The sequence below is a fragment of the Paenibacillus sp. J31R109 genome, assembly GCF_059692055.1.
Map to the genome: position 1 here is coordinate 1,047,636 of NZ_JCAUAR010000002.1, position 23,168 is coordinate 1,070,803.

At 44.9% G+C, this 23,168-nt stretch carries 21 protein-coding genes and 1 riboswitch; of the genes, 8 read left to right on the plus strand and 13 right to left on the minus strand.

The genetic code is table 11. The features are described from left to right. Positions 1 to 4 precede the first annotated feature (4 nt). Positions 5 to 886 (minus strand): AraC family transcriptional regulator, encoded by an 882-nt coding sequence (locus AC58QT_RS10175; RefSeq protein ID WP_497408823.1) that lies wholly within the window; start codon positions 884 to 886, stop codon positions 5 to 7. A gap of 165 nt (positions 887 to 1,051) precedes the next feature. Here AC58QT_RS10175 and AC58QT_RS10180 point away from each other — a divergent pair, with 165 nt between their 5' ends. The 7 genes from AC58QT_RS10180 to AC58QT_RS10210 all read left to right on the plus strand — a co-directional run bounded on the left by AC58QT_RS10180 (position 1,052) and on the right by AC58QT_RS10210 (position 7,577). Continuing rightward, positions 1,052 to 2,161 carry a fatty acid desaturase family protein gene (locus tag AC58QT_RS10180; protein ID WP_497408824.1) on the plus strand — a complete coding sequence of 370 codons (1,110 nt, stop codon included), beginning with the start codon at positions 1,052 to 1,054 and terminating at the stop codon, positions 2,159 to 2,161. Further along, complete coding sequence (locus tag AC58QT_RS10185) at positions 2,161 to 2,484, plus strand: MocE family 2Fe-2S type ferredoxin (RefSeq protein WP_497408825.1); 324 nt, start codon at positions 2,161 to 2,163, stop codon at positions 2,482 to 2,484. The genes AC58QT_RS10180 and AC58QT_RS10185 overlap by 1 nt, the downstream gene beginning before the upstream one ends. 13 nt (positions 2,485 to 2,497) lie before the next feature. Beyond that, positions 2,498 to 3,736, plus strand: a complete 1,239-nt coding sequence (locus AC58QT_RS10190) for an NAD(P)/FAD-dependent oxidoreductase (RefSeq protein ID WP_497408826.1) — start codon at positions 2,498 to 2,500, stop codon at positions 3,734 to 3,736. Between the two features lies 1 nt (position 3,737). Further along, entirely contained in the window at positions 3,738 to 4,682 is a 945-nt protein-coding gene (locus AC58QT_RS10195; protein WP_497408827.1) for an aldose epimerase family protein, read from the plus strand. 7 nt (positions 4,683 to 4,689) lie between these two features. Then, positions 4,690 to 5,670 (plus strand): aldo/keto reductase, encoded by a 981-nt coding sequence (locus AC58QT_RS10200; protein WP_497408828.1) that lies wholly within the window; start codon positions 4,690 to 4,692, stop codon positions 5,668 to 5,670. Between the two features lie 4 nt (positions 5,671 to 5,674). Next, on the plus strand, positions 5,675 to 6,526 hold the full coding sequence (locus AC58QT_RS10205) for a creatininase family protein (protein ID WP_497408829.1): 852 nt from the start codon (positions 5,675 to 5,677) through the stop codon (positions 6,524 to 6,526). A gap of 193 nt (positions 6,527 to 6,719) precedes the next feature. Continuing rightward, entirely contained in the window at positions 6,720 to 7,577 is an 858-nt protein-coding gene (locus AC58QT_RS10210) for an SDR family oxidoreductase (protein ID WP_497408830.1), read from the plus strand. 39 nt (positions 7,578 to 7,616) lie between these two features. On the opposite strand, the gene AC58QT_RS10215 is transcribed toward AC58QT_RS10210, so the two are convergent. From AC58QT_RS10215 to AC58QT_RS10225, 3 genes are read right to left on the minus strand one after another with little or no spacing between them, the layout of a single operon-like run. Continuing rightward, positions 7,617 to 8,462: a helix-turn-helix domain-containing protein gene (locus AC58QT_RS10215; RefSeq protein ID WP_497408831.1), complete on the minus strand. Its 846-nt coding sequence runs from the start codon at positions 8,460 to 8,462 to the stop codon at positions 7,617 to 7,619. Between the two features lie 35 nt (positions 8,463 to 8,497). Then, a complete protein-coding gene (locus AC58QT_RS10220) occupies positions 8,498 to 8,719 on the minus strand; it encodes a hypothetical protein (RefSeq protein ID WP_497408832.1) in 222 nt (73 codons plus the stop codon). A gap of 14 nt (positions 8,720 to 8,733) precedes the next feature. Beyond that, positions 8,734 to 9,480, minus strand: a complete 747-nt coding sequence (locus AC58QT_RS10225; protein ID WP_497408833.1) for a phytanoyl-CoA dioxygenase family protein — start codon at positions 9,478 to 9,480, stop codon at positions 8,734 to 8,736. Positions 9,481 to 9,695: 215 nt separating this feature from the next. On the opposite strand from AC58QT_RS10225, the gene AC58QT_RS10230 reads away from it, so the two are divergent. Next, positions 9,696 to 11,252, plus strand: coding sequence for a diguanylate cyclase domain-containing protein (locus tag AC58QT_RS10230; RefSeq protein WP_497408834.1), 1,557 nt, complete (start codon positions 9,696 to 9,698; stop codon positions 11,250 to 11,252). Between the two features lie 48 nt (positions 11,253 to 11,300). On the opposite strand, the gene AC58QT_RS10235 is transcribed toward AC58QT_RS10230, so the two are convergent. From AC58QT_RS10235 to AC58QT_RS10275, 9 genes are all read right to left on the minus strand, one after another. Further along, positions 11,301 to 11,918 carry a polysaccharide deacetylase family protein gene (locus AC58QT_RS10235; protein ID WP_497408835.1) on the minus strand — a complete coding sequence of 206 codons (618 nt, stop codon included), beginning with the start codon at positions 11,916 to 11,918 and terminating at the stop codon, positions 11,301 to 11,303. 72 nt (positions 11,919 to 11,990) lie between these two features. After that, the gene (locus AC58QT_RS10240; protein ID WP_497408836.1) at positions 11,991 to 12,134 is read right to left on the minus strand and encodes a hypothetical protein; all 144 of its coding nucleotides are present in this window, start codon (positions 12,132 to 12,134) and stop codon (positions 11,991 to 11,993) included. A 202-nt stretch (positions 12,135 to 12,336) separates the two neighbouring features. After that, the gene (locus AC58QT_RS10245) at positions 12,337 to 13,356 is read right to left on the minus strand and encodes a GGDEF domain-containing protein (protein ID WP_497408873.1); all 1,020 of its coding nucleotides are present in this window, start codon (positions 13,354 to 13,356) and stop codon (positions 12,337 to 12,339) included. A gap of 128 nt (positions 13,357 to 13,484) precedes the next feature. After that, positions 13,485 to 13,581: riboswitch (cyclic di-GMP riboswitch) on the minus strand. Positions 13,582 to 13,653: 72 nt separating this feature from the next. Continuing rightward, complete coding sequence (locus AC58QT_RS10250; RefSeq protein ID WP_497408837.1) at positions 13,654 to 13,980, minus strand: helix-turn-helix transcriptional regulator; 327 nt, start codon at positions 13,978 to 13,980, stop codon at positions 13,654 to 13,656. A gap of 190 nt (positions 13,981 to 14,170) precedes the next feature. Next, the gene (locus AC58QT_RS10255; protein WP_497408838.1) at positions 14,171 to 15,703 is read right to left on the minus strand and encodes a methyl-accepting chemotaxis protein; all 1,533 of its coding nucleotides are present in this window, start codon (positions 15,701 to 15,703) and stop codon (positions 14,171 to 14,173) included. Between the two features lie 19 nt (positions 15,704 to 15,722). Next, complete coding sequence (locus tag AC58QT_RS10260) at positions 15,723 to 15,893, minus strand: hypothetical protein (protein WP_497408839.1); 171 nt, start codon at positions 15,891 to 15,893, stop codon at positions 15,723 to 15,725. Between the two features lie 371 nt (positions 15,894 to 16,264). Further along, positions 16,265 to 19,504, minus strand: a complete 3,240-nt coding sequence (locus AC58QT_RS10265) for an InlB B-repeat-containing protein (protein WP_497408840.1) — start codon at positions 19,502 to 19,504, stop codon at positions 16,265 to 16,267. A gap of 126 nt (positions 19,505 to 19,630) precedes the next feature. After that, positions 19,631 to 22,162 carry a winged helix-turn-helix domain-containing protein gene (locus tag AC58QT_RS10270; RefSeq protein WP_497408841.1) on the minus strand — a complete coding sequence of 844 codons (2,532 nt, stop codon included), beginning with the start codon at positions 22,160 to 22,162 and terminating at the stop codon, positions 19,631 to 19,633. Between the two features lie 407 nt (positions 22,163 to 22,569). After that, complete coding sequence (locus tag AC58QT_RS10275) at positions 22,570 to 22,992, minus strand: hypothetical protein (protein WP_497408842.1); 423 nt, start codon at positions 22,990 to 22,992, stop codon at positions 22,570 to 22,572. Positions 22,993 to 23,168 lie beyond the last annotated feature (176 nt).

Genomic DNA, 23,168 nt, shown 5'->3' on the forward strand with positions numbered 1-23,168 from the left:
TCCATTATGCCTCTGGCTCAAAATCCTCCGTAAATAAGGTGGCACAAAATTGGCTCAGGCTTGTGCCGGTTTTTTTCTTAAACATTTTTCCGAACGTGTGAATATCACTATAGCCAACACGTTGTGCAACCTCGCTAGGTGTCAGCCCTTCATGAACGGCCAGCTCCTTCGCCTTCTCAACCCGGAGATGAATCTGGTATTGAATCGGCGTCATCCCGAACGTCTGTTTAAACTGCACAATTAAATAATCGCAGCTAAATCCGCAAAGTGCTTCCAGATCTTTAATTTTCACTTCTTCGGCAAAATGCTCAATGATGTAGTTTTTGACCAGTACTAACCTTGTAAAATTGTTCCGCTGTGCCACGGTTGCCTCTTGTTCACTTCGCTCTCCAGCTAAGGAGTTGAACGTAAGCAACAGCTCCATCAGCAGCGTCTGCGCATGCAGTTGATGCACCAGTCCTGGCTGTCGATAATGGACAACGAGGGAAGTCAGCTTGCGCTCAATCTCATGACTAGTAAAGTTGCCCAAGTAGTTCGTCGTCGACACCAAGTCATCTAAGGGGAATGCGCTTTGACCAAAATGAAATACCAATGACAAACACAAATACGGCTCGCCTGGAATGGTGGACACACTGTGCCTTTCACCAGGTCTGTGAAAAATGAGATCGCCTTTTCGTGTCAAATAAGGGTTGCCTTCAATGGTATATTGGGCGCTTCCATTTAATACATATTGCAGCTGAAATTGTTTGAGAACGCGGTTATAAATCCCCCATCCGGCTGGAGCATTGAACGTATGCGCTAAGGTAATATAGGGTGGGAAATACGTATCAATTAATTCGCTGAGCGTGTCATTGGGACTTAAATAATAGAGCGGTTTCTTCGGCATCCGCAGCTCCCTCCTTCTCTAAGAATTGTACCTGATTTAAATTGAATTAACCACGATTTTGGACACCACATTGCGGATTTATACTAAATACAGTCTCTTACTAAGCTTCTATAATGAGAAATGTAAGCCTTTACTGTAGACATTTCGATGTTGGAGGAGATTCGTATGAGCGCAGCTACAAGCCATAAAAGGGATTATAGTTTGACAGGTACAGAACGATTGCGAGCGTTGGAAAAAGGACTTGCCTCCGCTCAGTGGTATGCCAGCCCCATTTCACGGAAACGGCTCAAAGAGCTGATGCAGCGTCGCAACGGACCGGCCATCCGCGATACACTCATTTGGTTTGCTTTATTGATCGGTACCGGCGTGCTGGCCTTCTATTCTTGGGGTACCTGGTGGGCCATTCCGGCCTTCTTCGTTTATGGGATTTTGTACTCATCCCCCGGTGATTCCCGCTGGCACGAGTGCGGACATGGCACTGCGTTCAAAACGTCGTGGATGAATGAAGTCATCTATCAAATCGCTTCATTTATGGTTCTACGTCCCGCAACGCCTTGGCGCTGGAGTCACACACGTCATCATACCGATACGTACATTGTCGGTCTTGATCCGGAGATTGCTCAGCCCCGTCCGCCCGTTTGGCGCATTATTCTCATGGAGTTCTTTCATTTATACGGTGGGCCGAAGGATATCAAACGCATGATTCTCCATTGTTTTGGCATTGTGGATCCGGAGCAGCGCACCTATTTGCCCGAATCGGAATTCCGCAAAACATTCTGGGAATCACGTGTGTATGTGCTCATTTTCTTGGCTGTTATCGGACTTTGTCTCTATACCGGGAGCATACTACCCGCGATGTTCATCGTTCTACCTTCATTCTACGGTGCTTCGCTCATGCTCACATTCGGATTAGTCCAGCATCTCGGTCTGCACGAGGATGTGCTTGATCATCGCTTGAACGCACGTACGATCTATATGAATCCGGTATTCCGATTCCTTTACTGGAATATGAACTATCATATTGAGCATCACATGTTTCCAATGGTACCGTATCATGCGCTGCCTAAGCTGCACGAGGAACTCAAATCGGACTTCCCTCAACCAAACCGCAGCGTATGGGAAGCAGTAAAGGAAGTAACGGTTGCCCTTATTCGGCAAGGCAAGGATCCTAGTTACACGATTCAGCGTGTGCTTCCTGCAACCGCACAGCCTTACAAATATGGTCCTACAAGTGAGGAACGAGAAGAAGGAAAGAATTTAGGGAGGGCACAATAATGCAACTAGAAGGATGGACATACGCATGTGAGGCAGACGCCGTGGACGAGGAGGATGTGATTCGCTTTGATTCCGGCAGACGATCCTTTGCGATTTATCGTTCGGAAGATAGCAACTATTATGCAACTGATGGCTTTTGCACGCATGAGAAGGTGCATTTGGCCGATGGCCTTGTCATGGGAGATATTATTGAATGTCCCAAACATAACGGCAGGTTCAACTACAAAACAGGTCAGGCAAAGAAAACGCCTGCATGCGAGCATTTAATTACGTACCCTGTCCAAGTCACGAACGACGGCAAGGTTTACATCAAAATCGACTAGGGGGCAAAACGTTGTGCGAACAGGTGGCATGGTGATTATCGGCGCTGGAGAAACCGGCGCAAGCGCAGCTCGAACTCTGCGTGAAGAAGGCTGGCAAGGCCCAATTACCCTCATTGGTCAGGAAAAACTTGCGCCCTATGAGCGCCCCCCTCTATCCAAAGGAGCTTTGGCTTCGGGAAGCGATGCTGCTCCTACTTATATTTTAAATGAACATGCGTTGGATGAGTTAGCGATTACATGGGTGCGAGATGTGCTTGCCGTGCAGATTGACCGCGAGCACCAAACCGTTCGGCTTGCAGATGGACAGGAAATCGCCTATGTTAAGCTGCTCCTTGCAACAGGCGCAAGTCCGCGCAAGCTCACGCTCGAAGGCTCCGACACCACCGGGGTCATGGTGTTGCGGACCTATGCGGACGCCGAGAAGCTCCGCACGAGGCTGGAGGCCGGACGCCATCTCGTCGTCATCGGCGCCGGCTTTATTGGCCTCGAGGTCGCAGCCAGCGCCCGCGAGCGAGGCTGTGAAGTGACCGTCCTCGAGGTCGGTCACCGTATTCTGATGCGCGGGGTTCCCCTGGGCATCGCGCAAGCTGTGGAAGCCCGGCACCGAGAGGCCGGGGTGAATTTTCAGCTCGGCGTCGGCATCGCACGCATCGAGGATGTGGAAGGCGAGCAGCGGATTACGCTCGCGGATGGCGCAGTGCTGCGATGCGACGCGATCATCGCAGGCATTGGGGCGATACCGGAGACGAGTCTGGCCACAGCATGTGGACTGGACGTGGGCAACGGTATCCATGTGAATGATCGGCTCGCCACGAGCGATCCAGCGATTTATGCGGCGGGAGACTGCTCCGCGTTCCCGCATGAGGTGTACGGCGGCACACGCATCCGGCTGGAAGCGTGGCGCAATGCCCAAGAGGGCGGCGCCCATGCCGCGCGAAATATGCTCGGCGCGGATCAGCCGTACGAGGCGATTCCGTGGTTCTGGTCGGATCAGTATGAGCAGACGCTGCAGGTTGTTGGTCTGCCAGATGCCAGTTCGATAACCGTTCAGAGCCATGCTGACGACGGACGATTGTTCTTTTTCCACTTGGATAGCTCGCATCACTTGGTGGCTGCAAGCGGCATCGGTTCAGGAATTGCCAAAGACATTAAGCTAGCCGAAATGCTCATTCTGAAGCATGCTGTTCTAGATCCGAGCAGGCTCGCTGAGCCCTGCCTTAATTTAAAAGCGCTGCTGAAGGAGTTGACTTAAAATGGCTTCTGCAACTTGGCGGGAATCCGTGTACAAAGGCATGCGCAGCGTTGTTGGCGAAACCTCTGAACTGCGTGTAGAGATCGTGCCTGGTCGTGGAGGCAAGCTTGTTTCCTACTTGAGTAAATCCTCTGGCAAGGAGTGGGCTTTCCAAACCGAGGTGCCCTGGCAGCCATTAACATACGGCATGATGTGGGATCAAGGGGATCGCAGCGGGTGGGACGAAATGTTTCCAACCATTCTCTCCTGCCCCTGTCCAGATGAGCCGTGGCGTGGCACCCAATTCCCTGATCATGGAGAGGTTTGGACCCTCCCCTGGTCTTATGAGCTTCATACATATAGCGTACGTATGTGGGTTCATGGCGTAAAAGTACCCTACCAGTTCTTTAAGTCCTACACGATAAGCGGCGGCATGCTGCACACGACCTATGAAGTACACAACCCCACACCGCATCCTTTCTCTTATCTTTGGTGTGCGCATAATTTGCTTGCAATAAGTCCTGGTATGCAACTGCTCATTCCCCCTCATTTGGACACCGTGCAATATCAATATTCACATCAAAATCGGTTAACACCGAAGCCTTACGGACGTTCTTCCTTTCCACTCGTCAAGGGCACCTCTGTGGATTTATCGATGATTGAACCTAACCTTGGCCAACATGCCGAGAAATATTGGTTTGAAGGCGATCTAACTGAGGGACGCACAGGCATATTTGATCCGATCTCGGGCGAAACGCTTAGCTACACTTTTTCCCCAGATGATATCCCTTACTTAGCGGTTTGGGCGAACTACGGCGCTTTTAACGGTGATTATACGTTGGCCTTGGAGCCTGCCACAGGGTATTTGGACGATGTGTATATCGCTAGTGTCATGAACAAAGTGAAGTCTGTTCCTGCTTTCGGTCAAACAAAGTGGACTTTCGATATCTCAATTACAAAGGAGTGAACATCGCATGAAGTATAACGCATTTCGATCCGAAACGGATCAAGTATCACGGCTTGGCTTTGGTGCCATGGGGCTTGGCGGTTCATTTGGCTCACATGATGAAAAAGACTTGATTAAGAGTGTACTGAACTGTCTCGAACAAGGGGTCAACTTTATTGACACTGCGCGTGCTTACGGTGATTCGGAGCGTATTCTTGGCAGAGCACTCAAAGAGTGGAAAGGTGACAAACCCTTCCTCGCCTCCAAGGTGCAATCGTTGGGTCCTGGTTCCGTGGGGTGGGGGACGCACATTCCTATCGAATCTGCTTACCCGCAAGGATGGCTGCGCGAAAGCACAGAGCTGTCTCTGAAGGAATTGGGCGTTGATGTTATTGATCTCATCCAACTACACCAGTACTGGCCGCAATGGGATAGGGCGGATTATTGGATGGAGGAGCTGCTTCGTCTGAAAGAAGAAGGTAAAGTTCGCTTTATCGGCATATCCATTCCCGATCAGCGGCATGATATTGCGCTTTCCATCGTGCGCAGTGGTGCCATTGATGCCGTGCAGACGGTCTTCAATATTTTTGATCCGCTTCCACTCGACTGCTTGCTGCCTTTCTGCGAAGAGCATAACGTGGCATTCTTGGCCCGCTGTGTCATGGACGAAGGCGGTTTGACTGGCTTCCTGACGGAAGATACGACATTCGCTGACAGCGATTACCGTAAAACGTACTTCGACTACGTGCCTCGTGCCATGTATATCGAGCGGGTGGATCGCCTGCGCAAATTTATCCCTGAATATGCTGACAATCTTGCTGAGCTCGCGCTCAAATTCGTACTCCACCACCCTGCGGTTACCTCCGCACTTGTCTCCATGCATATTCCACAGTATGCGAATCAAAATATTGCTGCATTAGACAAGGCTCCGCTGCCAGATCCTATTTTCGAGGAAATTCAGAAGTATCACAGATGGGTTCGTAATTTCTATGACACGAAGTTCTGGTAGGCCGATGACTGACAACGTGCGGTGGTCCGAACTTTTCCCCTATGCATTTAACCAGCGGATTGATGCGTGTCCCATCGTCTATTTGCCTCTCGGCATCTGTGAGCCGCATGGACAATTCAGCGCGTTCGGGTTAGATACAATGAAAGCGGAGTGGCTGTGTGAAAAGGCCGCAAGCGAAATTGGTGGAATTGTTGCGCCAACGCAAGCTTATCACATCCATGAAACCGGCTACCATGCCCGCTGGCTGGAAGAAGTTGTCGGGGAGGAGAATCCCCGAATGACCAGCATGCCGCCCCATGTGGTACTGCATTTCTTCCTGTATCAGCTGCGTTCTTTCGTCAATGCTGGCTTCAAGGCCATTGTTGTTGTTTCTGGCCACAGTGGCGGCAACCAAGAAGACTTGCGTCTGGCTGCTGAGCTCTTCATGGCGATCTCGCCAGTTCGTGTGTGGGTCGTCAGCGACCCTGAGCTCGTTCAGGGTCAATTTACCGGCGATCATGCCGGTAAATATGAAATCTCCCAGCTCATGTACCTGCGACCTGAGCTGGTTGACATGTCCCTGCTCCCGCTGGAGCAGATACCTGGTTCAGGCGGCAGGCTCGCTGCGGGAGAGGACGCTGGCGAAGCTTCGCGAGCTGAAGGCGAGCGTATCATGCTCGCCTGTCTTGAGACCTTGCTGCGCAAAGCTGCAGCACTGAAGGGCGAAGTAACGGGCTTACCTGCACCCCCTCGCATTCCACTCTATGAGGTGGAACTTGTGTGGCAGCGCCTGCTGAGTCAGCAGGCACGCTGGGTGACGCTGCGCCCTCGACAAGGGCAGGAGCCTGTAAGCGAGAGTTCGCAGTGGAAGCTATAATTTCATTCCTATGATTCTGGCAATGTGAATAGAAAGATGCTGTCCCAAAAGTCGATCTAGACTTTTTGAGAACAGCCTCTTTTTCGTTCATGACCTTTGAGTCATGAACTTGCTTCCTTTGCTTTCCGGTATGGGCATGCACGTATATAATAGATCTGGAATAACCATCATTTAAGTAAAAGAGGTTGCCCCCATGGATAACATATTAGTGACTGGGTTTACCGGTAATGTAGGACAAGAAGTGGCAAAGAAATTAATGGAAAAGCAAGGGAATATGATATGCGCTGTCCGAGATGCGGAGAAAGCTAAACTAACCTATGGTGAGAAGATTTCGTACGTGGAATTACACTATCAGAAGCATGAAACATTTAAAAAAGCATTACAAGGCATACAAAGTGTGTTTCTTATGTACCCGCCGGAGACTTCGCTTCAAGATTTTCATCTGTTCATCCAAACAGCGAAAGAAATGGCCATCAAGCACATTGTCTATCTTTCTGTGAAAGATGTGCAGTTTTTACCCTTCATTCCACACAATAAAAACGAAAAAATCATCAAACAAAGTGGGATACCCTTTACTTTTCTTAGAGCCGGCTATTTTATGCAAAATTTAAACCTCTTTATGTTGGATGAAGTACTGCGGAATGATCGCCTGTTCGTCCCCTGTGGAAAGGGGAAAACCAGCTTCATTGATGTCCGAGATATTGCAGAAATTGCAGCGCGATCACTACTTGAAGGAGAAGCTTTTCAAGGCCATAAGCCAGTCTTAACAGGTAACCGTGCCATGGATTTTTACCAAGTTGCTGACATCATGTCACGTATCTTGGGTCGTCAAATTACCTATGCCAACCCATCTGTCAAACAATTTCGCTCCTACATGATCGAAAAGGGTCTGGATGAAGCTTACATTAATGTCGTAACTGGCATTCACATTCCCACCAAACTGGGGCTTGCCAAAGGGATTACCGATACGTATACACAAATTACGAATCAGCAACCTACACAAATCGAACAATATATACTTGATTACAAGGATTACTGGATGAAATCATGAAGAACCATTCCAAGAAGTGAAGTCCGAAGGCTAGGTCCATCACTGATAATAAGACTGCGTCGTCTGACGAACTTGCTCCCTGTACTTTCCAGGATTAACCCCAAACCTCTTGGCGAATTGGTGACTAAGGTAGGAGGCATCTCCCAATCCGCACGCCGTTGCAATATCAACAAGACTCTCGTTGCTGGATTCCAGCAAACTCTTGGCTTTCTTTAATCGCAGTTCACGAAGCATCTGCATCGGATTTATGTGATAGTGCTCAATGAAGATCTTATCCAGATAGCTTGAATTTAAATGCACAAGTTGGGCTAATGTTTTTCGAGTTATTTTCTCATGGAAAGACGTATTGATATAAGAGATGACCTTTTCTAAACGCTCGTCTTTTCTGCCCCTCTGAAAATTCCGGCTAGCCCGGCCATTCTGATCCCAACTCAATAATAATAAATGGACTAATTGCATGCCAAGACCTGATAACTCAAGTTCACGAAAAGGCGTATTATTTTTTTGCCAAGAGGTTAATAGCTTGTAAAAGATATCGGAGTAGGCGTCAGCATCTATCATGGTCATCACTTCAGCTATGGGATATAAACGGAACAAATCCACTTGGTAACTGTTTCTCGCATCAATTAACAACCATAGGTGAATACCAGGTGTCGTAGCTTTTTCAGCAAAAGGAACTCCTGGCGCATGCAGCATGACCTGTCCAGACTTCGCTGTTTGCGCCTTGTTCCCATCCTTCACCTCGACCTGTCCTTCAAAGATAAAGCTGACAACCCAATAAGGATACATTAGGTTTTCTAAATTGATGGCTTGATAGGAAGCTTCCTCCACCTGATATAAGCGAATTTGCCAGTACTCGTCCATCAGTTCCTTTTGCTCCTTCACCAAGCTCACTCCTAACTATCACATATAAGCTTTTCTCATGAAAGCTGCTCACTTACATATTGTCGTATTTGCTCGGATTTATCAAATCCTATCCACTTCCCCTCGATGATGGCTGCTGGTTGCTGCCGACACCCGGTACACTGGCTTTGACATCGTTCAAGACGAACCTCATGAGCATTGTCTGCCAACTCTTGCAAAATATGCCCATATTGAAACTGCTGAAAGTTTCTCATACAGCAAAGTACTTGCTTGCCCATCCTAACTTCCCCCTCTACAACTCCTCTTTGGACTGAAAGCCCTCATAGACAGCTTTTCCGTCCTTTGAAATAATCGGACCATTCTTGTATTCAGCGCCATTTCTAGGGTCAATTGAACCTAGGGCAGAATACTGAATCACGTAAGCTTTGCGTGTACCTTGACTTCGGTTAGGTGTGCTGCGGTGGAACAATAACGAATGGAATGCGACCATGCTTCCTTTTTTCAAAGGTACTGGTGTCCCCTGAACGTCCCCGTAGTAACATAACCAACCGATGTCTGTTTTCACATGCTCAACTAAGCCTTTATGATGAGAACCCTCTTGAACCCAAATACAACCGTTTTCCAGGGTAGCGTCCTCAAGTGCAAGCCAACAGGTTAAATAATGCATAGGCTCTATCGGCGCATACCCATTGTCCTGATGCCATGGGAAATCGCGATTCGCTTCTGGACGCTTATAGACAGACTGGTCCCAATACAGACGATTGTCCGGGCCTAGAATAGTAGTTGTCAAATCTACAAAACGATCATCCGCTATAAACTGTTGCAGTTCTGGGTTCATAAAATTCAAGCCGGAAGTAAAATTGATCTGATTCGGGATGTTGTTAAAATTTTGCCCCGCTTCACTGAGACGGCGTTCCGTTTCTTCATCGAAATGATCTATGATGGTGCGCACGCGATCCATTTCTTCATTTGAGAATACATTTTCTAAAATGATAAAACCTTTTTCATCGTATTGTTGCAGCTGCTCTTGTGTTAACATGGCTTAATCGCTCCCCTGTAGCTATTATTCTTACATAGCCATCATCTTACAAATGAGCCGTAGTCACAATTTGAACGCTACGCTAATTCGTTGTGTTTTTTACTCTTTTTTAAAAGAGGTTCTTCGATGATTTATTGCGCCAATAGTAAATTTCGTGCTACTGTGAGAATGGACATTTATTATTTCACTCTGCCATTACGATAAGGAATATACTGATGAACGAACTATTCATGGACTTCTTAACAATTCTGCTCCCTACTTATTTCTTTTTCTACATGGCCTTTACCTTAATACATCGAAATATGAAGAGCATGCTTAACCGAATTGCTGCTGTTCTCATGTTTGCTTTTCAGTTATATTTTTTAGGGGAATACATTAAAACGTCATTGTTACCGCAATATCAAATGCAGATCGTCCTTTACGGAAACAGTCCGATGATTCTTTTGGTCATATGCTGCTTAGTTCACTTGAGCATTCTCATGGGAGGACCCTCTGTTTCATCCTTGAAGCGATGCTTGCCACTCGTTTACGCAGCACCGTACGCATTATGGGCTATATTTTTAATCAGCAAGGATCATAGGGTCTTATATAACGCTGCAGTGACGGATGGACGAAGCCCCCTCGATCCGCTATTTCTACTCGTTACCGTTTCTTTTATTGCAGGCTATATCCTGATTTCCGTTGTCATTCTCACAGTCTCCTGGTATCGTGCTCGCGATGTGAAGCATAGGAAAATTCTTCGTTCTCTGCTTCTCAGTTTATTCTTGCTTTTTACCTGGTTTGTCTTGGTCACCCTTCTCTTGCAATCGAAGTTCGTCACTTCACGAAATGCCATGATCTTATTTTTTATCGGTTATTTGTTCTGGGGGGTTGCACTTCGTCATTTGATTGGTAAATACGACATTATGCCCGATTACCGCAAGCTCTTCCATAATCTATTCAAGTCGGCCCCTACAGCTATTCTTCTTCTGGATCAAAAGGGAGCCATGAAAGAAATGAATCCAAAGGCACAACAATGGCTTGATGGGATCCTTGCTTCTGACATGTTGAACCATTTTCAGTTCGGTGACGGGCTGAGTCTAGCCGCCAGATTGGCACGGGTTGAACGGGAGAGTGAAGTTCAGTGGGAGGCGAAGTTGGTTACACCGAAAATAGGTGATTTGGATATGATAATAGGCTTAGAATTGATCGAGGAGACCAATGAAAAATTGTATGTGATGCATCTTACTGACGTTACTTCGTTGAAAGATACAGAACGTAAACTATTGGAATCAGAGCAAAGCTACAAATATATTGCACACCATGATTCACTAACCAATTTATATAATCGCGCAGCCCTTCAGGAGCAAATACTGCAAAAGATAGCCAATCATGAATTTTTTGCCCTCATAGTAGTCGACTTGGATAGTTTTAAACCAATTAACGATTTACACGGGCATTTCGTGGGTGATCTTTATCTGAAGCATATGGCACAAATTTTACAAAGGAGCTCTGGGCCCGGTGATCTCATAGGACGAATTGGTGGAGACGAGTTTGTTTGGGTCATTTCATCCATTGATGAGTATAGCGAACTAGACACGACTATGCATAGACGATTATCACTTTTATACGAGTCCCCCTTCCAATATGAAGATATCACAATCCCCATTTCGTTTAGTGCTGGAATCAGTCTATACCCGAGAGATGCGACGGATGTTACAACATTAATGAAGAAAGCGGATGAAGCCATGTATAAAGTGAAACGCAGCCGGAAGAATGGTTCCGTGCTTTAAAATAGAAAACGGAGCCTGCTACCTGCAGCGCTCCGTTTTTGTTGTTCCTTATTCTGATTCCGCCATTTGCAGGAGCTCACTAACCGTGACAAGTTGATAACCAAGTTCCGTTAATTCCTTTGCCAAGATTCGAACAGCCTCTACTGTTTGCGAGCGATCTTCAAAACCATCATGGAAGAGAAAGATGCTCCCGCATCCGATGTGATCTCGGGTTACCTCCAGAATATGTTCGACGCCAGGCATCTCCCAATCCCTTGTTCCCCCGTTAAGAGCTCCGATGACTTGATAGTCAAATTTGGCTGTAATCTCGTGAACTTCCAGATTGTAATCCAAGTAAGGAGGACGCATAACAACTGGCCGGGAGCCCGTAACCTGTGTAATTAATCTGTCCGTATCGAGAAGTTCTTGTTCACATGCCTCCAAACTAATCTGGGTCATAAAAGGATGGGAGTAAGTATGATTCCCTATCTCGTGTTTCCTGATATGAACATCGAGAGCCGTCTCAGGATACAATTCCATTTGTTTTCCCATCATAAAAAAAGTAGCACGGCCGGATACCTCTTCGAAAATATCTAACAATTGAGGTGTATACTCGGGGTTAGGGCCATCGTCAAATGTAAAAGCAATCGCTTTTTGCGTTGTTGATACTTGTTTAATTATTTTCATCCATTGAGCTCCTCTTAGGGTAATAATAGCTTCAACTCTCCGCATACAGAGGTACTCGACTGCCGCACTGTGTTATTTACGAGTGGTCGCGTACCAAGCATTAATTTCGTCATAACTCGTTTGGCCACCTGCTTTTTTGAATTTATCCGTAAATGCATCGAAACCTGTAAGCTGTTCACCGCCAACAATGATCTTGACCGCATAATCGTTGACCATTTGGTTAAGCTGTGCATTTTCTTTCGAGTAATTCGGAAAGTAAGGTGCTAATCCTAGATCAATCGAATTTGCAGTAACTTCAAGAGGAAGACCAGCGTTGCGGATCAGCGTGTCCGCGGCAGCCAGCTCGAGAAGCTGCGGCGCACGCTAGAAAATCAGTAATGAAATACGTATGGTTATGACTATAAGTTACGTTCATATTTTAATACTCGCGATCCAGTTCGTCTTTATAGGCTACAATTTTATTCTTACCGGACCGTTTAGCGGAGTACATACCTAGATCAGCTTGCTTAAGCAGCTTCTCTGGGCTTATACCATTGCGGGATATGCTGAATCCTATGCTTAAGGTGACATTACTCTCTCTCTCTACTCTAGAACGGAAGTTCTCTGTCCACTCTTCAATACGCGAGATCGTATCTTTATCATCAATAACAGCAATGAGTTCTTCACCCCCATAGCGCCCTGGAAAACCAATTTCATCCGTCTCTTCTTGTAAAATTTCAGCGACGGTCTTTAATGCAGCATCCCCAGCATGGTGGCCAAGGGTATCATTGAGCAACTTAAAATTATCAATATCCGTGAATACGATCACACATCCCCCTTTTTCCACACATTGCTTAATCCTAGCGCTGATAGCTTTACGGTTGTACAGTCCAGTTAACCCATCTATTAATGATGAGTCCACCACACTCTGAAACATAGTTAGGAAACGTTCGATAAAGATTAAGAGCAGCATAAAATAGTAAATAATCGGTAGAATATCTTTTGCAATTAGGATCCATTTTTCTGTTCGCCATAGGTGGTTTGTTTCAATGTTTATCACAATAATAGCTGAATAGATTATTAATGATACTCGGTATTTAATCATCTCATCTATATGAGGGCTGATAAGTATCCAGGAGATACATACAGCAGCAAGTTCAATGATGAAAAGTGATACATCTGCATGGAAAGAACTGCTAAAGAAGAGTAAGAGTGGGATGAAAATCGCAGCAACCAAATAGTAAATTATGCTTCGTTTTATCTTATTAAGGTATGAAGCGTAAATTCCAATATTTATGTTCATGAACATGATGGCACTAGCAATGTGCAGTAGTGATTTGGATCCTATCGAGGTCATTTTAAGGACTTCATATACCACTGCAAGTATCAGGCCGAATGTTAGTATCAAATATACTTGTTTTTTTCTCAGTCGAAATAGTCTTAAAGCCATAACGAGCATTACAATTAGCAAGATACAACAAATTGAAATGGTGTAGAATTGGAACGTTATTTGCAAACATATGCATCTCCTTATTTATAAATTAAATAGGATTATTTCAATTCTTTTCACGCAAAAAACAAGCCTTTAAAGGTAACCCAGCTATCATCCCAGGATGAATATGTTTCCTGGCTTAGACCTGTGGCTTTGCGTCTCCACCTTTCGATGGATTTGCCTTTGTTCATTATTGCTTGTTTGCGGGTACTTTTTTATTTCAATTTCGAAATAACGCGATTTAGCATACAAATCTATCTGAGATCATTGCTGAAAATAAAATGGCTCCGATATATTCTCTTCATTTTTAAAAATATTGACAAGAAGCAGGTTGAAAGAGTCTCGATAAATAAATGCTTGAAGCTCCCGAATGGAATGTGTTCTGGTTTTAAACTTAATCTTAGTAATATGATTATTCAGCGTTTTTTCAGTGATATGGAGTTGTTCACCTAACTCTCTATTATTGTTTCCACAAACGATCAGCAGGCTCAATACCTCAATCTCCCTCGGAGTAAGACAAAACCGTTCCTTAAACGTATTGAAGTACGCATTAAATACGGGTGACTCTACAATTAATCGGTTTACTATCATCGCTAGATTCATTCTCCTAACATAGTAAGTATGTGTTTCAAAATCTCATTAAAAATGTTCCCGCAATGCGGGCTATCACGCAGACAAATAAGCCCGACATAGGTTACACGGGCAATGACATCTCTCTATAATCTTTAAGAATAAAAATGGAAATGTCACGGAAACATTGGAATTGCGGTCCTTTACAATCTTAAGAAGAAAATTGTTCCTGTAATGTTTTGGAAAGCTCCTTCAAACGGAGTAACTCTCTATTAATGTGGTAAGAAGTATTCGATTGGGTTTCTGTAGTGCTATAAAGCTCTTGTACAGTGGACACGCTTTCTTCGGTGACCGCTGATATGTTAGTCATTTCATTAGAAATCACTTGTGACCGCAGTTCAATATGCTTCACAGATTCATTAAGGGCTTTAACAATCACAATCATCTCGGTAATGGCCTGGTTCATTTGCTCCAAACTGGATATCGACGCTTCTGCAAGTTCAACCGTGTGAGATGTGGCTTGTCTTCCAACTTCAATCTGGGTTAAAGATTCTTCACTTTCCTCTTGAATATTAGTTAGAATTGCCTTTATTTCATATGTAGCCTTATTACTCTGCTCAGCTAATTTCCGAATCTCACTGGCAACGACCGCAAACCCCCTGCCATGTTCCCCAGCTCGAGCTGCTTCTATAGACGCATTTAAAGCTAAAATACCCGTTTGGTTAGCTATTTGTTGAATCGTGGTAATAATATCCCCTACTTGGTGAGAAGACTCATATAAATTTTGCATGGTGTCCGTCGTTTGGTGTATCGCATTGGATACGATTCTAACTTGCTCAAACAAAGGTTCAATATTATTTTGGTTGTTATGCATCGTTGTTGCTGTTGTAGCAGCCGTTGCTTGCAAGTCAGAAAAGGATTGGGAGTTCTGCTCAATCATCTCATTAATACTGTGCAGATTAATCTCCATATTGCTTAGTGATTCGCTTTGAAATTCAAGACCTGTAGACACTTCTTTAAAAGTAGCCAGCATATCATGATTAGCCACAATGTTATTTTCAGATTTCTCTGAAATGATTACAGATGCTTGTTCTAATTCTTGAGAATGTTTTCGTACCGTTTCGAGAAGCGCTTCAGCTTCTTTTTGTTTAATCGCTTTTTCCAATTCTACTGCCCTCATAATTCTTTCCTTAGATACAACCTGGAGACTTGTTGCACTGGACGTTAAGATCAGAAAAATGGCGTGGATAAGAAGCATTACGAAAGAGTAATCGCTACTCCCAAAGATCAACTTAGGCACAAAGAAATATCCTAAAACATGCTGCAAGGCGAAAATTCCTGTCATAAGGGCAATTAGCTTAATATCTTCATAATATGCTACTATGGCAACCACCATAAATATAGAAAAATGCAGCTCTATCCCCCCTCCCCCACCAGCAATAATAGAGATACTAGAAAACGTAAGAACTAATGTATTAAGCATTGGTATTAGGGGTTGATCTGTTTGCTTACGATAAAGAAAATAAGCTACCCCCAAGAAAACCACGGGAATAATTAAAAAAATGCTCAGCGCGAATGAATAGTGTTGACCGGTATCATGACCAGCAGCCAGATTCTCCATCGGCATCATGTGTCCCATGTTTTTCATGAAATTAAATTTTCTATACAATAAATGGATGATAAAGCTGAGTGCTATGGTGCCCAAAGATACCTGTAACATGAACCTGTTCTTTTGTCCTATCAATTTCCACTAGCCTCCTATATTAACGACATTGCTTATCCTTATTTTGTCGTTTTTCAATCTCGGTTCCATCCGTATACACATTCGACTTTTCCATATATAACATGGATATTTCTTCAAGCTGATGAATTAGCTGTTTACATTCAAGAATAATGTCATGCAAGGATTCATTCGAGATATTTTGATCTGCCATAGTTATCTCCTGTTCTTCTAAGATTAAGGAGAACGTACTCTTAACTATTTCTCCAGTATCATGAACATTATATTATTAAAATGAGTATGATCAATCTAGAGATAGTTAACACCGTGTATAGTTTTATTTAACCACTTGAGATTAGGTAACCCCATGAATTCAGAACAGATCCGATATAACCTGCAAGTAGCCATAGAAAAATCAATACGAAAAGCTTTTATAGCCATACCACAGTACTCCACATGTGTCGATACTTCCTATTTGAAATAAGGCAAGGGCTATCCCCTAAGCAGTTAATTTTACCGCTTTAAGGATAACCCTTGTTATTTACACATCTAAACTAAAATCAGTTTGGGTTGACGATTACTACTTTACTTGCTCTTTTGAGCCAGCATGTTCAGCAGAACCGTTACAGCCTCTGCTCTTGTTGCAGGGTCCCCAGGGGCAAATTCGTTGTCGCCTTTCCCTTGCACGATGCCTGCTTGCTTTACATATGCAACCGCATCTTTTGCCCACGCTGGAATGTCCTTGTCGTCTGCGAAGCTAGTTGCTGTGGCATTCGCTTCGGTATATTTACCCAAAGCACCTGCAATCATCGCTGCCATCTCTGCACGCGTAATTTCCCCAGCTGGACGGAAAGTACCGTCCTCATAGCCATTAATTATGCCTGCTTGCACCGCTTGCGCGACCGCTTTCTGCGCCCAGCTTCCGATCTTCGCTGTATCTGTGAACGTCAGCGCCGCTCCCGCTCCTTCCGACTTCAACGCATTCATCAGCATGACGGCAAATTCCGCACGAGTCACGGTTTTGTCCGGCTTAAACGTGCCGTCCTCATAACCAGTGACGATTCCGCTGCTTACCGCTTGCTTAATGATTGCCCTCGCCCAGTGTTCGGATATATCGCTAAAGTTAATCGTTGGTTTTGGCTCACTTGTTGCTTGCCCTACAACCATTACAGCAAATTTTGTAAAGTGGGTTACTTCTGCGGTAATCTGATTACCGCTAACAACACCGCCAACTTCTACCCATTTCTTCTGCACTTCATCATAATAGAACACGGCTGCTCTTCGATCACCGCTCAATTTTGTCGGATCAAACTTAAAAGTCAGTGTTACGGGTTTACTGAAGTTCTCTGAGAAATTTTTTAGAATCTCGAAGATTGGACTAGCCAGAACGTCTTCATCCGTTAGAAGATCTTGAGTTTCAGTAAGTTTTTCAATTGTTAGTTTCAGTTCTTTGTCCGTTGCATTTGCCGGAATATCTATTGTGATTTCATCTGCCAAACTAACCTCGCCTGTTTTGCCTGTGGGAAGCGATAATTCACCATTCTCTGAGATTACTTTGCTGTCATCTGGTGGTGTTGGGATGCCACCTCCACCTCCACCTCCACTGCCGTCACCGCTACCGCCACCAGGGCTGGCCGTCCACTGCGCGTACAGCGTCGCGTTCGCCGCTCCCATGCCAAACGTTGCATTTGCCGCATAGGATGTTCCTGTTCCGTTGCCCGCCGTGTTCCAACCTTTGAAGGTGTTGCCCGTCTTCACTAAGCTTCCCGTGTTTCCTAATACGGTTACCGTTTCATTTTGCGCGTACGGATTGCTATCCGTTGGCACGGTTCCTCCCGTGCTGCCATTGCCGTTGTACGTTACGGTGTATGTCGGGTCCGTAGTCCACTGCGCATATAGCGTCACATTCGCCGCTCCCATGCCGAACGTTTCATTTGCCGCATAGGGTGTTCCTGTTCCGTTGCCCGCCGTGTTCCAACCTTTGAAGGTGTTGCCCGTCTTCACCAAGCTTCCCGTGTTTCCTAATACGGTTACCGTTTCATTTTGCGCGTACGGAATGCTATCCGTTGGCACGGTTCCTCCCGTGCTGCCATTGCCGTTATACGTTACGGTGTATGTCGGGTTGACCGTCCACTGCGCGTATAGCGTTACATTCGCCGCCCCCATGCCGAACGTTGCATTTGCCGCATAGGGTGTTCCTGTTCCGTTGGCCGCCGTGTTCCAACCTTTGAAGGTGTTGCCCGTCTTCACCAAGCTTCCCGTGTTTCCTAATACGGTTACAGTTGCATTTTGCGCGTATGAATTGCTATCCGTTGGCACGGTTCCTCCCGTGCTGCCGTTGCCGTTATACGTTATGGTGTATGTCGGGTTGACCGTCCACTGCGCGTACAGCGTCACATTCGCCACTCCTATGCCGAACGTTGCATTTGCCGCATAGGATGTTCCTGTTCCGTTGGCCGCCGTGTTCCAACCTTTGAAGGTGTTGCCCGTCTTCACCAAGCTTCCCGTGTTTCCTAATACGGTTACCGTTGCATTTTGCGCGTATGAATTGCTATCCGTTGGCACGGTTCCTCCCGTGCTGCCATTACCGTTGTACGTTACGGTGTATGTCGGGTTGACCGTCCACTGCGCGTACAGCGTCACATTCGCCGCCCCCATGCCGAACGTTGCATTTGCCGCATAGGGGGTTCCTGTTCCGTTGGCCGCCGTGTTCCAACCTTTGAAGGTGTTGCCCGTCTTCACCAAGCTTCCCGTGTTTCCTAGTACAGTTACAGTTGCATTTTGCGCGTATGAATTGCTATCCGTTGGCACGGTTCCTCCCGTGCTGCCATTGCCGTAATAAGTAATCGTGTACGTCGGGGGATCAATGTTTTGAAATATGTCTCCTCTGTTACCTACCACGATAAACGTGCCGTTGCCGTAGGTGACGCCATTAAGAGACCCGTTCGTACCCGCATAGCTTTTCGTCCAATTCACTAAGTCACTGGAGGTATAGATAGAATTAACCGGTCCCACCCCCACATACGTACCATTGCCGTAGGAGACACTATGAAGGACACCAGAATTTGTCGACTCACATGAGGCACAGATAATGCCCGACGTGGTGATCTTACTCCAACTCGCTCCGTCAACGGAGGTCAATATCGTTTTTCCGTCTACTGTCCAGGACACAAACTTACCATTTAGGTATTTGACGCCTTTAAGATCTGCCGCAATGCCCGATTGTTGGCTCGGCCAGCTCGCTCCGTCACTGGAGGTCAGTATCGTTCCATATTGCCCCACCGCCACAAACTTTCCGTTGCCGTAGGTGACGCCCGTAAGAATTGACGTGGTGCTTACATTGCGATCCGTCCATAAGTCAGGCGTCTCACTCGTCGTAGAGGTGTATACGGCTCCTTTTCTAGCATCAATTTTGCCTCCCACTGCCACATACAGGCCTTTGCCGTAGCTAACGCCCCAAAGTTGTGCATAATTATTGAGGGTGTAACCAGTTTTCCAGTTCACTCCGTCACTAGAGGACGATGCATCTCCAGCTCTACTCACAACCACAAACTTACCATTATCGCAACTGATACTAGTAAGCTTGAATGTAGTTGCCGGTTTGTAATTCGCCCAACTTGTTCCGTCAGTCGAGGTTAAGATGGCCCCCTCATCAGTCACCGCCATAAACTTGCCGTTGCCGTAGCAGACGTCCTGATTACTGGTAACAAGGTTATTAGGTTGCCGATTAACCCAATTATCGGTAGAAGCAGCGTTAGAAAAAGTGGGGATCATCCCTAATAGAATAACGAATCCCATTACTAAAGAAATCCAACGTTTGTTCATAAATTGTTTCACTCACCTTTGTCTAGATTCGACATTCACCTCTACTATAAATTAAAATAAACAAAAAAAAACCTACCCGCCAGGGGTAGGTTTTGAATAAACAGGATAGGCATTTTAACCAAGTCTCTATAATTGCTTTGCACGTTCCAGTGCTTGTTTACGATTGTTTACTCCAAGCTTCGTGTAGATGTTTTTAATATGATATTTCACGGTATCTACCGTAATATTCAGACGTTCAGCAATTTCCTTGTTCATCAATCTATCCATAATTAGCAGCAAAATTTTAAATTCCTGCCCTGTAAGTTTTCCTTTCGGTGATTGATGATCCTCTGGTGTATTATTCATAGCACGCAACAGTTGCTTTACATAGTAACCCGAAGAAGAATGACTATCTTCCTGAACCTTTGAATAAGCGTTAAGCATCTCCGCCATTACAGAACCTTCGTCAATAAAACTACGAATATATCCATCTGGCTTAGCCAAATCCAAAGCAGTGACCAATGGAATGAGCGCAGCCTCCTTTTGACCCGAATGCCATAGCGTCACACTTTGCACAATTAATACTTTTGTGTGATCACGGAGACAGTCTCCCTTGCGTACCAAGAGATATAATCTTTCCAACAGGTACAGCGCTTCTTCTATTCGTTCGGACGCCGCAAGCACTCTAGCCAAAATCAGATGCTCAGCCAAAAGGTTCAATGAAACCTCATCCGTGTGCGCAAGACCGCACCTTTGCGACCAATCAAGCGCATCTTGGAGCGAGCCTTGCCGCAAAGATAAATAAGCTTGTTCCGTTTCGATTTTCACTACAAATAAAGCATAATCGGGTGAATCAATTTTTGACTTCAATTGCACCAATAGTTCGGACGCTCGCTTTGGATTTCCTTTGGCTTGCTCAAGCCGCGATGCAGCGATGTCTAATTGGATCATAATTCGTGCAAGAGGCTGATGGTTTATGCGCCCCAATGACTGACCATAGTTAAATTCTGCCTCCTCCAACCGATTCCACTCATACAGCAAATGGATATATGCCAAGTAAAAATATCCAATGAAAGGATAATTCCTTTTATGCTCCCATGCTTTAATCCATTTCAAAATGAAGTCTTCCGCCGCATACAGATCTTTAATTAAAGTTAATTGATCATAATTCCTACTATACCCTTCATACCGGTTTACCCCCATCACCTGAAAGTAGCTTCCCTCCGGCATATATCGTTCGGTAAGGACCAAGTATTCCGACGCTCGCACAAAGTCATTTTGGATATAAGAGGCCATACCGCAATAGAAATAGATATTACCCATAACCTGGTTCCAGTCTACATCGGGTGATTTCCCTTGCAGTGCTTCAAACCGGACTCTGGTTTGCTCCATTCTCTGAATAGCGGCTTCCCTCTTACCTCCTAGCAACATTACGGCTATATAAAACATTTCAATCATTGGCTTCTCTGCAAAGGAGCTTTCTGGTAAAACAGTTATCCACCTCATCAACGCATCACTCTTCGATTGCATCAAGGCAGGGGGATTTTTCTCGATCAACCGAATAACATCCAAAAACTGTTGGCCTTCTAAATAATGCTCCACCGCTTCTTCATCAAACCCATTTTTTTCCAACCAATTCGCCGCGCGGATGTGCACTTGAATCCATTTCTCCGAATCCGTTCTGGACCCTAGCTGTCGTAAGAAATCGGAAAGCAAATGGTGATATCGATACCAATTCCGCTCCTCGTCTAAGGGTATAATGAATAAATTTAGCTGCTCCAGTCTCTCCAATTGCTCTTGACTGTTCATTTGCCCCGTTACTGCTTGGCATAAAGAATGGTTCATTCTACTTAAAATGGACGTTTCCAATAAAAAGGACCGCATGGTTTCCGACTGATGCAGGAACACTTCTTCCAACAAGTAATCGGATATATGATGCTGTTGACCCGTAAATTGCTGGATGGACTGCTTTATATTCGTACTGCGTTTCAGAGAGATTGCCGCCAGCTGCAATCCACTGACCCAACCCTCAGTTTGATGGAACAGCTCGGTTACTTGCCCTTTCGTTAGCGATAAATCCGTCGTATCTCGAAAAAATACAACCCCCTCTTCCAGTTCAAAGCGTAAATCCTGCATTTGAATATAATGCAATTCACCCTTCGCCAGAAGTCTGGTAGTAGGAATCGGCAAATCGGTACGGCTAGCGATATAAAGATGTATATGAGGAGGTAAATGTTCCAGTAAGTAGCTCAATGATTGGTGAATATCGGGGAGTTGAATGACATGATAATCGTCGAGTATGATTACCAGTTCACCGGTTATATAATTCAATTCATTCAAAAGTTCCTTAATCATAGGCTCTGAAGATTCCGAAGGTCCATTCTCAATAAGATACCCAATCGTTTGGCCAAAGCCAGGGATTCTCTCCTTAATGGAGGCCGTTACGCAACTCCAAAATGAAATCCACTCATTATCATGCTTATCTAAAGAGACCCACGCAGCAAGCGCGCTGCATTGTTTCACCCATTCACATAACGCTGTTGTCTTTCCATAACCAGCCTGCGCGGAAATAAGCATCAGCTTGGTTTCCATCCCCTCATTAAGCTTGCGCATCAGCTTCGGACGGGATACCATAGTATTTCGTATATGGGGGATCTGAAATTTTGTACTTACAATCACTGTTAATTCCTCCACAAAAAAGGATAAATCGTGTTTTATCTTTCTCTAAACAAAAAGTACCTTCTTCGTTTGGTTTCATTGGAGTGACTAGCAACCATGCAAACAAAGAGAGTTGTGTAATCTATGGTACACCATCGTTCTCTGTCTGACCAGTCTCGTATTTTGCCCGTCACTTCAAAAGAAAACGACAGTCGATCGTTTGACCGGCTGCCGCATAGGCGATTGAACTCCCTCGGTTCCGTTAGCATAATGACCTTACCTGTCATCTATGGTACGGTTCTCCGTAATGTATCTAAGCACAAAGTACAATTTGACCATAAGATTTACATTAGTATATAAAGACAAATCCACTCCTAACAATGGAGTGGATTTCTTTGGATAGAACCTCTCTATCATGGAACTACAAATCAATCTGTCATATACATTAGGAGATAGTAAAGGGAATTATTTACTTCAAATAAGTATTCAAACTGGCAAGCTCCAAAATGCGATTCACTATTTACTTGCCATACTTTGATGCTATATGTTCCGAAAAAATCATCAAGTAAATTTAAATACTCTTCTACGACTTTGTCACCTATATCGAAGTCATGAAAACCTCGAATAACAGCTTTATGCCAGTTTTCAATTTCTGATAGTGAAATATTGAGTGGTTCAGACTTAGTGACATAATGACAACTTAATATATGTTGTTTTAAACTCCTCACCAAGTTAGTATCAACAAGATTCACGTTCTCGAAATAAAAATAGTATGTTTCATATTCTTCAAATTTAATTTCAGACAAGGCTTTTAAAAATCCTCGGATTTCACCATATTTTATCAAGTCCATAAATCATCTTCCCTCTCGATAAAATTCTGTGCATTTAACTTAAAGTATTCGAGGAATCATTAAAGTATCCTGCCCGTCCCTCGGTTTTAAGGGTTTATTTAACGTATGCTCACTCATTCGCAGGATTTCATCACCATGAAAATAACGACCGCTTAGAAAACGAAGTCCTATGGATT